This is a genomic window from Hallerella sp. (genome assembly GCF_022776125.1).
Lineage (GTDB): Bacteria > Fibrobacterota > Fibrobacteria > Fibrobacterales > Fibrobacteraceae > Hallerella > Hallerella succinigenes.
On record NZ_JALFIA010000024.1, the window covers coordinates 59,784 to 73,062 of the forward strand.

The following is a 13,279-nucleotide window of genomic DNA, read 5'->3' on the forward strand; positions in this document are numbered from 1 at the left end:
ACAAGTTCAAAATATAAAAAGGCCCGCCGAGTGGGCGGACCTTTTTAGGCGTAAAACGCAGATTAACCGACGAACGCACGTGCATTCAGGAAGAGCTTCATCCACGGAGCGTATTCGCCCCAGTCTGCCGGATGCCAGCTGTTCTGAACGGTGCGGAACACACGTTCCGGATGCGGCATCATGATGAGCGCTCGGCCATCCTTGCTCGTGAGGCCCGTGATACCGAACGGAGAGCCGTTCGGGTTCAGCGGATAACGTTCGGTGTACTGATGCTTGCCATCCACGTAACGGAGGCTCACGAGACCCGTCTTGAGGCAGGCTTCGGCAGCTTCACGGCTAGCGAATTCCGCGCGACCTTCTCCGTGCGCCACAGCGATCGGGAGAACGGAACCCGCCATGCCCTTCAAGAGCACAGACGGCGTTTCTTCGATCTTCAAACTGCTGAAGCGAGCTTCAAAGCGTTCAGAGAGGTTCTGCACAAAGCGCGGCCAGTGTTCTGCTCCCGGGATCAAATCCTTGAGGTTCGAAACCATCTGGCAACCGTTGCAGACGCCGAGCGTGAACGTATTTTCACGGCGGAAGAATTCTTCGAATTCCTGACGGGCTTTCGCATGGAAGAGAATGCTCTTAGCCCAGCCTTCACCTGCACCCAGCACGTCTCCGTAGCTGAAGCCGCCACAAGCGACAAGACCCTGGAAGTCCTTCAGGGAAATCTTGCCCGAAAGAATGTCCGTCATGTGAACGTCAATGGATTCAAAGCCCGCGCGGTCAAAGGCGGCGGCCATTTCGACTTCACCATTCACGCCCTGTTCACGGAGGATCGCCATCTTCGGACGGCTTTCGTAATCCTTCTTTACAGACACATCGAACGTGACCTTCGGAGAAATACCGGGATCGTCCTGTTCGAGCTTCAACTGATATTCGCTTTCTGCGCATTCCGGATTATCGCGGAGAGCAGCGATACGACGGGTCGTGTCGCTCCAAATGGAGCGGAGTTCCGAAATACCGGCCTTGTAATCGCCGACGATAAATTCATAAGAATCGTTCAGCGTACCGACGTCCGTGACGCAGTCGCCGAGACCTGCTGCAGCAAAGGCATCCTTCACCGCAGAAACATTTTCGTCTGCAACCTGGAGGACCGCGCCGAGTTCTTCGTTGAAGAGAATTTCAATCAGAGAGCCCTTCAAAGCGGAAACGTCGAGGGTCACGCCCGTGTGACCGGCGAAGGCCATTTCAAGGGCCGTGACGAAGAGACCTCCATCGGACTTGTCGTGGTAAGCGAGAATCTTCTGAGCCTTGTTGAGTTTCTGCACCGTTTCGAAGAATGTGCGGAGTTCCTTCGCATTGTCAACGTCCGGAGCGGTATTGCCGAGTTCGCAGAAGACCTGTGCCGCAATCGATGCACCCATACGGTTCTTGCCGCGAGCGAGGTCAACGAGAAGCAGGCGGGAAGCCTTCTTCTGAAGCACCGGAGTAAGAGTGATGCGAGCATCGGCAACCGGAGCGAATGCACTAATGACGACAGAAATCGGAGCCGTCACATTGTGCTTGCCCTTTTCGTCTTCCCAGACAGTGCTCATGCTCATGGAGTCTTTACCGACCGGAATCGTAATGCCGAGTTCCGGACAAAGTTCCATACCGATGGACTGCACTGCTTCGTAAAGATCGGCGCCGTCGCCTTCGTAATTCGGCGAAGCCATCCAGTTTGCGGAAAGATTGATTCGACCCATGTCGTCGATGCTTGCCGCAGCCATGTTCGTCAAAGCTTCTGCCACAGCCATACGAGCACTTGCAGCCGGAGAAATCAAAGCGACCGGAGCACGTTCACCAATACTCATCGCTTCACCTTCATTCGAATCGAGAGTTGCAGTCGTCACGGCGACATCAGCCACCGGAACCTGCCACGGACCAACCATCTGATCGCGAGCGATCATACCCGTCACAGAACGGTCACCGATTGTAATGAGGAACGTCTTATCGGCAACGCTCGGGTTTGCGAGGACACGCTTTGCAACGTCACCCACGGTCTGCTTGTCAAGAGTCAGCGTTGCAGAAAGCGGACGCTTGGCGGAATGATTGTCGCGGATCATGCGAGGCGGCTTACCGAGAAGCACGTTCAACGGCATATCCACCGGCGTATTGTTAAAGTGGGAGTCCGTGAGGGTGAGTTGCTTCTGTTCCACAGCCGTACCGACAACGGAATACGGGCAACGTTCGCGCTTACAGATTGCGTCGAACACCTGAAGCTTGTCCTGCGGGACAGCAATCACATAACGTTCCTGGGATTCGTTACTCCAGATTTCGTACGGGCTCATTCCCGGTTCATCGTTCGGCACCTTGCGGAGTTCGAATTTACCGCCGAGACCGCCATCGTTCACGAGTTCCGGGAAAGCGTTCGAAAGCCCACCCGCTCCCACGTCGTGAATGAAGGAAATCGGATTTTCCTTTTCGAGAGCCCAGCAACGGTCGATCACTTCCTGACAACGACGTTGCATTTCCGGGTTCCCGCGCTGCACGCTTGCAAAGTCGAGGTCTTCGTTACCGCTACCGCTCGTCACCGAGCTTGCAGCACCGCCACCGAGACCGATCAGCATTGCCGGGCCGCCAAGAGCGATCAAAGCGTCCCCCGGATTGATGTGACCCTTGGAAATAAATTCTTCCTTGATGTTACCAAGACCGCCAGCGAGCATAATCGGCTTGTGGTAACCGCGGACTTCCTTGCCCTTCGTCGAAGGAACTTCTTCTTCGAAAGTACGGAAGTAACCGAGAATGTTCGGACGTCCGAATTCATTGTTGAAAGCAGCGCCGCCGAGCGGGCCTTCGATCATAATATCCAGCGGAGAAGCGAGACGGGCTGGATTTCCAAAATCCTTTTCCCACGGCTGTTCATATCCCGGAATTTTCAAGTTCGAGACGCTGTAACCCGTGAGACCGGCCTTCGGCTTTGATCCGCGACCCGTAGCACCTTCATCGCGGATTTCACCACCACTACCGGTAGCGGCACCCGGGAACGGAGAAATTGCCGTCGGGTGGTTGTGCGTTTCAACCTTCATCAAAATCGGAATCGGTTCTTCGTGCCAACCGTACTTGTTCGTCTTCGGATCGGCGTAGTAGCGGCCCGCCTTGGCGGCACCGTTCATCACAGCAGCATTATCCTTATAAGCGGAAAGGATATTCGTCGAATGCATCTTGTAAGTATTCTTGATCATCTGGAACAGGGAAAGATCCTTCTGTTCCCCGTCGATCGTCCAAGCGGCACCGAAGACCTTGTGACGGCAATGTTCGGAGTTCATTTCTGCGAACATATAGAGTTCCACGTCCGTCGGATTGCGCTTGAGAGCGGTAAAGCTTTCCACGAGATAATCGATTTCTGCCGAAGCAAGAGCGAGGCCCATTTCCTTGTCGGCACGTTCAAGAGCGAGACGGCCTTCCGTGAGGATTGGAACTTCCACGAGCTTCTTCGGTTCTTCATGGAGGAAGAGTACGTCGAGCTGATGGAAAGCCTGGAAAACCTTCTGGGTCATGCGATCGTGGATCTTAGCCTTGACCTTTTTCGAAACTTCTTCGGTGACGCCGCCGTTGAAGTCCACGTAATAAGCGACAGCGCGTTCAATGCGCTTGATTTCAGAGAGACCGCAGATGTGAGCGATATCCGTAGCCTTGGAGCTCCACGGGCTGATGGTTCCCGGACGCGGAGCGACAACAAAAAGAGAACCTTCCGGATCCTTCGCTTCAAGCGACGGACCGTAGGTCAAAAGTTTTTCGAGAGTGGACTTTTTTTCAGAAGTGAGGTCGGATTCAAGATCAACGACGTGAACGAACTCCGCATAAATTCCCTTCACCGGAAGGGATTCCTGTTGAAAATCAGAGAGCAGTTTTTGAACTCTGAAAGAAGAGAGCGCAGGCGAACCGCGAAGAATAATCATAAAAGCTACCTTGTGCTAAAGGTTTGTGACCTCGCAAAAGATAGCTTTTTCTTTGTTCAGGAAATGTTATAAATATATTAGAACCAGCGCCAAGTGATGCCGAGATTCACGGAATCATGGTACTGGGAATCTTCATCGATATCCTTGTCGTAAGCGACTTCGACACCGACGCTCAAGACGATCAGCGGAGCAATCGTCACATCGAGGTAATTTTCCCACTTGCCGTCGATTTCATCCACTCCGTGGAAGTTCACGAAGGCCCAGAGACGGGTTCTGAAGGACGCGAGGGAAGAAAGTGCTGCCTTGTATTCGGTCACGCTTTCAAGACCCGGTTCGTCCTTGTACTTTTCGAACTTTTTCGTGTCCTTGTCATCTGCATAGCCGTAACCTTCAGAAATGGTCAAGCGGTTTGCAAAGGCGAGGCTCTGTCTAAAGTTGTCGTTCGGGACGTAAGCGACACCGAGCATCTGGGTGAAGTAAGCCGGGTCCATGAAGCAAGACACCGCTGTTTTCACATCGTCGTCATCATAGGTATAGCTCTTGGTGAACTGGGATTCGAAGCGGAGGCCTGCATACGGTTCAAACGGCTTAAGATCGTTTTCAGCAACGGTCGTTTCAATGAAAATCTTATCGTTCGTCTTACGGGTACCCGTGCCCTTCATATAGGTCTGGCCCCATTCGAGATTGACAAGGGTACGCCAGTCAAAGTGGGAGAAGTGACCGATCACATCAGCGTCGTACTTCAGAATCCAAACGTTCGTGTTGACACCATCAGCTCCATTCTTCCAGTTGCTGTAGTGATGACGCGTGAACTGAGCAGAAGCGAGAACGTCTGCATTCCAGTTCTTCGGAAGAGCGTCGGAGAACATGCCGTCTGCAGCAAAAGAAGCAGAGGCACAGAGAGTGATGGCTGCAGCCAAGAGTTTGATTTTTTTCATAGTATCCTCAAAATTAATTTCTTACGAACAAACCGTAAAGCCACTGTTTTTTGCAGTGTGACGCATTTCAACTTCTGTGGCTTTCGTCCCCTTGCAATTTTTTGCCCTTCGGCTAAATCCTAACGTTTCTTTTTTTTCTTTTTCGGAGGGGTGTAGTTCGAACCGATCGGGACACCGCCATTCTGCTTTTTGGCAAACGAACCGATTTTCTTGAACATCGCCTTCATATCTTCGAACTGGCGAAGCACCTGGTTCACACGGTTGATTTCCGTGCCAGAACCCTTGGCGATACGGTTCTTGCGGCTACCGTTGATGATTTCCGGATGTTTGCGTTCCTTTTCGGTCATCGAGCTCAAAATCGCTTCAACGTAGACCATTTCCTTTTCGTTGATCTGGTCGAGCGGAAGCTTGTTCAAGCCCGGAATAAGACCGAGGATATCCTTCAAACGGCCGAGCTTTTTGATTGTGCGAAGCTGACGGAGGAAGTCATCCAGGTCGAACGTATTGTTCAGAATTTTTTTCTTTAGATCCTTGGCGTCACGTTCATCGATCACGGACTGCGCCTTTTCCACGAGAGAAACGACGTCACCCATACCGAGGATACGGCTTGCCATACGGTCCGGATGGAACAGGTCGATTTCGTTCGGTTTTTCACCGACACCGATAAAGCAGATTGGCACGCCCGTGATCTTCTTGATCGAAAGAGCGGCACCGCCACGCGCATCGCCGTCCATTTTGGAAAGGCAGACGCCCGTAAAGTTCAAGCGTTCAAAGAACGTCTGCGCAACGTTCACCGCTTCCTGACCGATCATCGCATCGGCAACAAAAAGAATTTCTTCCGGATGCACCGCTTCACGCGCCTGCTCCAATTCCTGCATCAACTTTTCATCGATTTGCAAACGGCCTGCGGTATCGTAGATCACGACATCAAAGCCGTTCTTTTCCGCATATTCGTAACCGTGCTGGATGATTTCAACCGGATTGCCTTCGCCTTCGTCATACACCGGAATACCGATAGACTTACCGAGGACCTGCAACTGCTTGATAGCGGCCGGGCGATAAACGTCTGCAGCGACGAGAAGAGGCTTCTTCTTGCGTTTGCTTCTTAAATAGAGAGAAATCTTCGCGGCAAAAGTCGTCTTGCCAGAACCCTGAAGACCTACCATCATGATGCCGACAGGAGGCTTGCCCGACAGAGCGATTTCCTTGGTCTCACCGCCCATCACCTGCACCAATTCGTCGTGGATGATTTTCACGATCTGTTGGCCCGGTGTCACCGAAGTCAAAACTTCGGATCCCATCGCCTTTTCCTTCACGGCCTTCACAAAGTCGCGGGTCACATTGAAGCTTACGTCCGCTTCGAGGAATGCGCGGCGTACTTCACGGAGGGAATCCGCGACGTTTTCTTCCGTCAGCGTCCCCTGTCCACGCAGGTTTTTAAGAGTCGATTCAAGAGATTCGGTCAGTTGCGAAAACATCATAGTGGATGGAAATATAGCAACTAAATTTTACGGGCGAATTAACCCATCTTCAAATCTTTCTCCATCTTCAAGCGAACGATCATTTCGTTGTAAAGATCTACCAGGCAATCTTCAATCGTGATCATCGGTTTCCATCCGAGTTCCATGATCTTTTCCGGATCGCCGATCAAAAGAGGAATGTCCAAAGTACGTTCTTTCGAAGGATCGAAGCGAAATTCCACATCCGCACCCGAGATATCGACGAGCATTTCCGTGAGTTCGCGGAAGGTATAAGATTTACCGGAGCATATATTGTAAACATCGCCCGGGTTCCCCGCCTGCAGCACCTGAATCAAGCCACGCGCCACATCGCGCACGTCCAAAACGTCGCGGCTCACGTCCAGGCTTCCCGAATAAATGATCGGTTCTGCACCGTACTTTTGAATTTTGACAAGCTGGCTTGCGATCGCCGGAATCAGGAAGCGACGGCTGTGGTGCGGACCTGTAAAGTAGAACGGGCGAATCGTCACAATGTGCATGCCATAAGCATTCGTAAACTGGTTCCCGAGAAGCTCCATGCAAGCCTTGGAAGTCGCATATGGAGTCAGCGGATTCGGCAGATCCGATTCCTTGCGAAGAGTCGTCAAAAGCGTTCCCATGGTACGGCCATAAACTTCACTGGAGCTTAAAAGCAATATTTTCGCTTCTGGTACAACCTGGCGCGCGGCTTCGAGAAGCGTCTGCGTTCCGAGCAAATTCGTAGAGAGCGTTTCATAGGGCTTCTTGTACGAGAGTCCCACGCTCGACTGGCTTGCCAAATGGAAGATTGCACGTGGCTGCACTTCCTTCATAACGGCTAGAACGTCCTTAAAGTTCAACAAGTCGCCCGTACAGTAGGTGACGTCGGCAACCTTTTGCCAAGGTTGTGGCTGTTCATCGCTAAAACTGTAAAGTTTTTCGCCGTTTCGCGTGACTGTTGCAAGGATATGGAAGCCAAGCGCTCCCGTTCCGCCCGTTACCAAGATACTCATGCATTCACCTCCGGAAGGATCGCTTTCCAAGCTTCCTTCACCAAAGCTTCTTCCACATTTGCGACTTTCTTGACTTCACCGATCTTTGTCGGGAGAATGTAAACGCGCTTGTTCTTTTCGACCTTCTTATCGACGCCCATCGAATCCCAGGCGGCATTCACATTCACGCCATCCACAGTTTTCGGGAATCCATAAGCATTCAGAAGCGCCGTCTGGCGGTCTTCTTCTTCCTTCGAAATCATGCCGAGCATGCAGGCGAGACGACCAGCCACACGCATACCGAGGCTCACACCGATTCCATGCGAGAATTCGTAATGATGCAGGTTTTCAATCGCATGACCGAACGTGTGACCGTAATTCAAAATCGCACGCAAGCCCATTTCCTTTTCATCGATACCGACGACTTCCGCCTTGATTTCGCAGCTGCGACGCACAATGTGCTTCATCGCTTCGGAATCGCGGGCGAGAATCTTCTGCACGTTTTCTTCCAAGTACTTGAAAAATTCGGCATCATAGATTACGCCGTACTTGATGACTTCGGCAAGGCCTGCCAAGTATTCCGTATCGGGAAGGGTCGAAAGCGTATCCAAATCGCAAACGACCGCCTTCGGCTGATAGAAGGCGCCGATCATATTCTTGCCTTCCGGATGGTTCACCGCCACCTTTCCGCCGACCGAGCTGTCGACCATCGAAAGAAGCGTTGTCGGTATCTGAATAAAATCAATACCACGCTGATACGTCGCAGCGGCAAAACCCGCCATATCACCGACGACACCGCCCGAAAGCTGAAGTAAGCAGGACTTGCGGCTATAGCGGCGGCGCAGCATAAACGTGAACAGCTGATTCAAGCTGTTCAAGTTCTTAAAGATTTCACCGGCGCGGAACTTAAAAGCAGGGCAATCTCCCGCTTCATGCTTGAGCATTCCCAAGCTACGGGACTGCGCCTTCGCAATCGTCGTATCCGTCACCACAAGGAAGGAATCCTTTGGCATCAAACGGAGACCGTTCAAAAGCGTCGAAAAATGCGGGATAAGCTTATGGCCGATAAAAATCGGATAATGCGAACCGCCGGACGGTTCCACATAGACTGCACGATTTTCCCAGAACTGAAGTCCGCGGAGCACTGCAGAAATCACCTTTTCTTCGGAATCGTTCGTGCTTTCGACGCTAAAGTCTGCCAGCGCATAGCGCGGTTCGCGTTCGGCGAGCATCGTCTTGATCTTCACCAAGCGTTCTTCCGGAGAAAGGCCCGCCATCAGCGGACGCGTATCCTTGCGGCCGATGCGTTCCGAAAGAACTTCCGGAGTCGCCCACAAGCGAACGATCAAGCCCGTTTTACGGATTAACGAAACAACCGAAGCCTGGGTCAAAGTTCCACCGCCCAGGGCGACGACCTTCGGCTTTGGATCTGCTGCGATTTCCTGGATTACGTCGAGTTCCATTTTACGGAAAGCGACTTCGCCTTGAGTTTCAAAAATTTCGGAAATACTCTTGCCTTGACGTTCTACAATCAAAGCGTCCGTATCGATCAGCGGTGCATGCAAGCGTTCCGCAATCGCACGGCCAATACGGCTTTTGCCGCTTGCCATAAATCCGGTAAAGTAAACCGTTTTCTTCAACGTCGTCATCACTCTCCCTCCGAAAGGCCCATCGCGGTCTTCATTTCGTTCACATCGGACTTTTTACCGGGGAACCAAAATTCAAAACTTTTTGCACCCTGATGCACGAGCATAGCGCTACCGCTGACCACCTTGCAACCCGCTTCTTTCGCTTCGCGCAAAAGCTTCGTTTCTTTCGGGTTGTAAACGATGTCGCAAACGGTAAACTTCGACGAAAGCATTTCTTTCGAAAGCGGAGACGCGTCCACATTCGGAGTCATACCTACGCTCGTCGCGTTCAGCACCAAGTCGAGATCATCGCGGATCTTTGCAAATTCTGCAAACAGCACACAGCCAACCGCAGGTTTGTCCGGAAAAGCCTTCGAAAGTGCATCCGCAAGTTCCATTCCACGTTCCGCATTCCGCGAAACGATCGTCAGTTTGGAAGCGCCTTCGACAAGCATCGCATACGCAATCGCGCGAGCGGCACCTCCGTTGCCAAGGATCGCCACGCGAGAACCTTTCACCGTTACACCGTGTTCTTCCAAGTCACAAAGAGCTCCATACGGATCCGTCGTCGTTCCGAGCAGCTTACCGCCCACTTCGCCGTTTTCCCAGTAAAGCGTGTTCACGCTACCGGTAAACTTCGAAATGTCCGAGAGGCCGTCCAGGAATTCGCCGACTTTTTCTTTGAAGGGAATGGTAACATTCGCGCCGATAAATTTCATCGCGCGGAAGCCTTGAATCGCCTTGCCTAAATCGGCAGGCTCTGGGGATAGCGGCACATACGCCGCATTCATGCCCAGCTTTTCAAAAACCGCATTGTGCATACAAGGGGACTTGCTATGACCGACAGGGTTTCCGAAGATGGCGAGCAGTTGAGTACGTCCATCAATCTTTTTCACATCAATAAATATAAATGAAAATAGGGATTCCCGTTTGGGAATCCCTACTGAATTTTCACTTGCACACTTTTATCGGGCGTTCAGGTAATCCAAGACCTTTTTCGTCAAATCGTTTTCATCCTTCCAGAAAAGCACCGCTCCCGTGGCACGATCCACCACCATATCGTAACCTTCTTGAAGGGCGATTTCGGTCACCGCCTTTTTAATGAGCGCGATAATCGGAGCGCTCACCTTTTCATTTTCGGTGATGAGTTCGCCCGTTCTGCCGTAAACGCGGTCGATGAATTCCTTCAATTCCGTGTTCTTTTTGGCATAATCGGCTTCGAGTTCATTGCGCTTTTCGTCCGAAAGCATCAAAGCCTGCTTATCGAGCTTTTCCTTGATCGCAGCGAGTTCCTTTTGCAAAAGGTTCGCTTGCTGTTCCCATTTTGCCACTTGGCGATCGTATTCTTCCTGAGCCTTTTTCGTGCCCTTGTACCCTTCAAAAATCAGCTTGGAATCGACGTGCGCCACGCGCAGGCCATCTTCCGCGGAAGCGGTGCCGCACACGAGAAGTGCGGCAAAAAGAATGAGGAAAAGTTTCTTGACGTGCATTAGAATCCCTGACCGATAACGAAATTGAATTCCATATCGCCGACGCTTGTACGCTGCAAACCGGAGTAAGTTTCACCAGGATCCAGCGGCCATGCGAAGTCGAAGCCGATAATACCGAGCATCGGAACCACCACTCGGAAGCCGAAGCCGAAGTCTCGCTTGAGGCTCGAAGGATCCCATTCCGTCAGCGGATTCGGCTGATTCTTGGAAACCTTCGTGTCCGGGTCATAGCGCTTACCGAAAACGTTACCCGCATCAAAGAAGAGCGGAAGCAGGTAGAACGTATTCGGGACAATACCCCACTGGATTTCTGCACCGATGTACTGGTAGCTACGGCCCAAGCGACGATAGCCAATCGAGCCCGAACTATAACCGCGCATCATACCATCGTAACCGAGGACACCACCCATCTGGTACAAGGTTCTGTACTGCAGCGGATCGCCCACCATAATACCGTATTCGTTTGTCAAAGCGAGAGCCACGCGATCGCCGATGAGCGGGAACCACCACTTCACCGTCAAGTCCGTCTTCACAAAGTTGAAATGACTGCCAATCACTTCGTCAGCCCACTGCACAGACAGCACATAGCGGGAACCGTCCGTCGGGAACTGCGGCAAATTCTTGTCGTCGCGGATCAACTTGAAATTCAAAGCGGATTCGATACCGGAGTAGCGGATAAGGCTGCCGTCCACGTTATCGCCCTGCTTATTCATCATCCAGCTGTAACCGATCTGACCGTAGAAGTAGTCGTCCGGCCACTTCAAACGCTTACCGACATAGATCGTACCACCGTAACGCGTAATATCCGGATCGTTATCCTGATTCCACCAGGCATAGCTCAAGCTTGTACCAAGAGTAATCGGATAATCGAGGAACCAAGGTTCCATAAAGCTAATCGAGGCACTCTTCTTGTCTTCACCGTATTCCACGTTGAAAGACGCGCTCTGGCCATCACCCATACAGCAGTTCGGAATCGAAACGCCGAGAGTTGCGGTAAGACCATCACTCTGGCTGTAGGCAAGGCCCGCACTGAACTGACCCGTACCCGCCTCCTTTTCTGCAACCTTAAAGATCAAGTCCACATCCTGATCGCCGACGACCTGGATATCCGGATAGACCATGTCAAAGTAGTTCAGCTGCATGATTTCACGGAAGCTACGTTCCATCGAAGACTGGCGGTACGTGTCGCCCGGGAACAGACGCACTTCACGGCGAATCACCTTATCACGGGTCTTCGTATTTCCAATAATGTTCACGCGGTGGATCTGGGCCGGCAAACCTTCGCGCACCTTGTATTCCAGGTTCACAATGCTGTCGTTCACAAATTCACGCGTTTCGTCGTACTGTGCAAAAAGGTAACCCTCTTCGCGGTAAGCCGAAATAATACCGCTGCGTGTCGCTTCATAAGCGTAATAGTCAAAGACTTCGCCGCTGTCGAGGTAAACATAGTGGGAAAGCATCTTATCGGTCAAGATTTCATTTCCGGTGAAGTGCACTGCACCCGTGTAATAACGACGGCCTTCGTTAATGTCGATGTAAATGCGCACATACTTGGAAGTGATCACGCTGTCATACGGAGTGAGAGCGCCAAAGGTTTCTTCCATCGTATAGCGGGTCAAAAGCTTTTCGTCGTAACGGTTACGCTTGTGCTTTTTCATCAACGAATCGATTTTCCGGTTCTTCCAGTTGTGGTCCTTCGGAAGGTTCTTGATCCATTCCTTGCGGAGTTCTTCGTATGTAATGATGCCGTTCAAAATCTTAACGGCGGTTTCTTCATCTTGCACATTGTACACCGGCACTGCCTGGGAGTACGGGTGGAAGTTCGAACGGTGTTCGCGGTAGTAGTGCGCGGACTTTTCCTGAACTCGGCCTGCAAGACGGTTCATGATATTCGCTGTATCCGCAATCGCCTGGTTCAACTGGCCATAGAGGAGCGTGAGCTTTCGCCCCTTCGGAACCGCTCGCCCTAAGTAGAAGTTACAGCTCGAATCCGGCAGATATTCCGCACGGTATTCCTTGAGTTCCGCATCCAAATAACCGAAGTGACGGATTGCATTCAAAACCGAATCGCGGTCCGCTTCAAAAACCGCTTCCTTGAATTCCCCATCGCCCCACCAGTGGGTGCGCTTGGTGACCATGTGGTCGGTAATGTCTGTTGCCGGAACATGATCGTTACCCGTAATCACAATGGAATCCACCTGAACCTTAGGACCTTCACGGATAATAAAAGTCACATCGTTTTCATGGTCGGAAACCGGCGTTTCACGGAAGCCGACTTCCGCAAGCAGATAACCTTCTCCACGGTAATAGTTCAAAATGTTCTGGCGATCGCGTTCAAGACCGCTCTTGCTGTAAACGCGGCCCTGCAAAAGGTTGATCTTCAAACGGACGTCTTCTTCGGAGATTTCGTCGCAACCTTCGATGAAAATGGTATCCAAAGCCGGAAGTTCCACAACGCGGAAGACGAGGTCCACCTTATTTTCGTTACCCGGCTGATAGTCCACCCAAGCGGTTACATCGTCGAAATATCCGGTTTCAAACAAATCCGAAACGCTCTTCTGCACCTTCTCTGTAAAAGCAGAAGGAGGAAGCACTTGGCCATCACGGACGCTCACACGGCTGAGCACCGAGCGCTCATCCATATTAATAAGGCCTTCCGCTCGCACATGACGCACAGTCGTCGGCGTCGTATATTCTTCTGGCACATCCAACAGCTGCGCCATCGAGAAAGCGGTCAAAACGAAAAGAAAGGTAAGAACACGAAAGAACAAGAGGGTGGCACCTTTTTAAATAGGGGTAAAATCGTTCCCAAAAATACAAAAAAACG

General features: G+C 51.7%; 8 protein-coding genes. All 8 read right to left on the reverse strand.

The annotated features are described in order from the left end of the window. Positions 1–62 precede the first annotated feature (62 nt). The 8 genes from purL to MR847_RS03780 all read right to left on the reverse strand — a co-directional run bounded on the left by purL (position 63) and on the right by MR847_RS03780 (position 13,223). Positions 63–3,926 (reverse strand): phosphoribosylformylglycinamidine synthase, encoded by a 3,864-nt coding sequence (purL, locus tag MR847_RS03745; RefSeq protein WP_287722976.1) that lies wholly within the window; start codon positions 3,924–3,926, stop codon positions 63–65. Between the two features lie 77 nt (positions 3,927–4,003). Continuing rightward, entirely contained in the window at positions 4,004–4,864 is an 861-nt protein-coding gene (locus MR847_RS03750) for a DUF3078 domain-containing protein (RefSeq protein ID WP_100425881.1), read from the reverse strand. Between the two features lie 119 nt (positions 4,865–4,983). Then, a complete protein-coding gene (gene ffh / locus MR847_RS03755) occupies positions 4,984–6,345 on the reverse strand; it encodes a signal recognition particle protein (protein WP_287722977.1) in 1,362 nt (453 codons plus the stop codon). A 38-nt stretch (positions 6,346–6,383) separates the two neighbouring features. Beyond that, positions 6,384–7,355 carry a GDP-mannose 4,6-dehydratase gene (locus MR847_RS03760; RefSeq protein ID WP_100425879.1) on the reverse strand — a complete coding sequence of 324 codons (972 nt, stop codon included), beginning with the start codon at positions 7,353–7,355 and terminating at the stop codon, positions 6,384–6,386. Then, positions 7,352–8,983 carry a 3-dehydroquinate synthase gene (aroB, locus tag MR847_RS03765; protein WP_287722978.1) on the reverse strand — a complete coding sequence of 544 codons (1,632 nt, stop codon included), beginning with the start codon at positions 8,981–8,983 and terminating at the stop codon, positions 7,352–7,354. The genes MR847_RS03760 and aroB overlap by 4 nt, the downstream gene beginning before the upstream one ends. After that, positions 8,983–9,858 carry a shikimate dehydrogenase gene (gene aroE, locus MR847_RS03770; RefSeq protein WP_287722979.1) on the reverse strand — a complete coding sequence of 292 codons (876 nt, stop codon included), beginning with the start codon at positions 9,856–9,858 and terminating at the stop codon, positions 8,983–8,985. The genes aroB and aroE overlap by 1 nt, the downstream gene beginning before the upstream one ends. 69 nt (positions 9,859–9,927) lie before the next feature. Further along, positions 9,928–10,452: an OmpH/Skp family outer membrane protein gene (locus MR847_RS03775; RefSeq protein WP_100425877.1), complete on the reverse strand. Its 525-nt coding sequence runs from the start codon at positions 10,450–10,452 to the stop codon at positions 9,928–9,930. Continuing rightward, positions 10,452–13,223 (reverse strand): BamA/OMP85 family outer membrane protein, encoded by a 2,772-nt coding sequence (locus MR847_RS03780; protein ID WP_287722980.1) that lies wholly within the window; start codon positions 13,221–13,223, stop codon positions 10,452–10,454. The genes MR847_RS03775 and MR847_RS03780 overlap by 1 nt, the downstream gene beginning before the upstream one ends. Positions 13,224–13,279: the final 56 nt, after the last annotated feature.

What these genes read in the sequence shown, in the direction of transcription:
- ffh (WP_287722977.1), bottom strand. Translation starts at nt 6,345, where the DNA reads ATGATGTTTTCGCAACTGACCGAATCTCTTGAATCGACTCTTAAAAAC.
- MR847_RS03760 (WP_100425879.1), bottom strand. Translation starts at nt 7,355, where the DNA reads ATGAGTATCTTGGTAACGGGCGGAACGGGAGCGCTTGGCTTCCATATC.
- MR847_RS03775 (WP_100425877.1), bottom strand. Translation starts at nt 10,452, where the DNA reads ATGCACGTCAAGAAACTTTTCCTCATTCTTTTTGCCGCACTTCTCGTG.
- MR847_RS03750 (WP_100425881.1), bottom strand. Translation starts at nt 4,864, where the DNA reads ATGAAAAAAATCAAACTCTTGGCTGCAGCCATCACTCTCTGTGCCTCT.
- aroB (WP_287722978.1), bottom strand. Translation starts at nt 8,983, where the DNA reads ATGACGACGTTGAAGAAAACGGTTTACTTTACCGGATTTATGGCAAGC.
- purL (WP_287722976.1), bottom strand. Translation starts at nt 3,926, where the DNA reads ATGATTATTCTTCGCGGTTCGCCTGCGCTCTCTTCTTTCAGAGTTCAA.